The sequence below is a fragment of the Streptomyces sp. NRRL WC-3618 genome (assembly GCF_001280005.1).
Taxonomy (GTDB): domain Bacteria; phylum Actinomycetota; class Actinomycetes; order Streptomycetales; family Streptomycetaceae; genus Streptomyces.
Window position 1 is genome coordinate 1 of sequence record NZ_LGDW01000256.1, and the last position, 920, is coordinate 920.

At 68.0% G+C, this 920-nt stretch carries 1 pseudogene; it reads left to right on the forward strand.

The features are described from left to right. Positions 1–920 (forward strand): annotated as a pseudogene (locus ADL01_RS21985) (hypothetical protein); the annotation flags it as partial.

Below are 920 nucleotides of genomic sequence, written 5' to 3' on the forward strand. Positions count from 1 at the left end.
CCGTGGGACACGCAGTGCTTCACGTACGACGTGATGGGTGAGCTGGTCAACGCCTGGACGTCGAAGATCACGCCGGTCGACGGCCAGGGCTGCAAGGCGTCGAACGGTACGACGTGGGGTCCCCGCAAGGACTACGCGCCGTCGTCGGGCCCGGTGGCGGACGCCCCGGACACGTCGACGGACGTGACGGCACCGGACAGCTCACTGCGGTCGACGCTGGCGGCAACGGCTCCGGACCCGGCGACGGTCTCGACGGGTGTGACGGCCTACCGCCAGTCGTTCACGTTCGACTGGCTGGGCAACCGCGCCGCGATGACGGAGCATGATCACGATACGGCGGACGCGACGAAGAACGTCACGTTCACGTACGGCTACGGCAACGCGGAGCGCAAGCAGCCACACACACTCGGCTCTGTCACGTCCAACCCGCCAGGCCAGGGCAGCAGTTACAGGTACGACGCGGTGGGCAACACGAAGGTCCGCGACCTGGCGGCGACGACGCAGTCCCTGGTCTGGACCCAGGAGAACAAGCCCGCCACGATCACGGACGACGGCAGGAAAACGACGTACGTCTACGACGCGACCGGCAACCGCCTCCTGGAGAACTCCCCGTCGGGCTCCACCCTGTACCTGGGCGAAACCGAGGTGACAACGGACGCGACCGGCGCGATCGTGCGCGCCTCCCGCGCCTACGCCCACCCGGGCGCCCCGACGGTGGTCCGCACGACGAGCAACGGCGCGACCACCGGCCACAAACGCAACGTGCTGCTGACCGACCACCTGGGCACGGCCAACACAACAATCGACGTCACGAACACCACCCAGCCGATAACCCGGCGGGCATTCAAGCCGTACGGCGAGATACGCGGCCCGAAGCCTGCTGCTTGGCCGAACAAGCGGAGCTACCTGGGCGTCGGCAT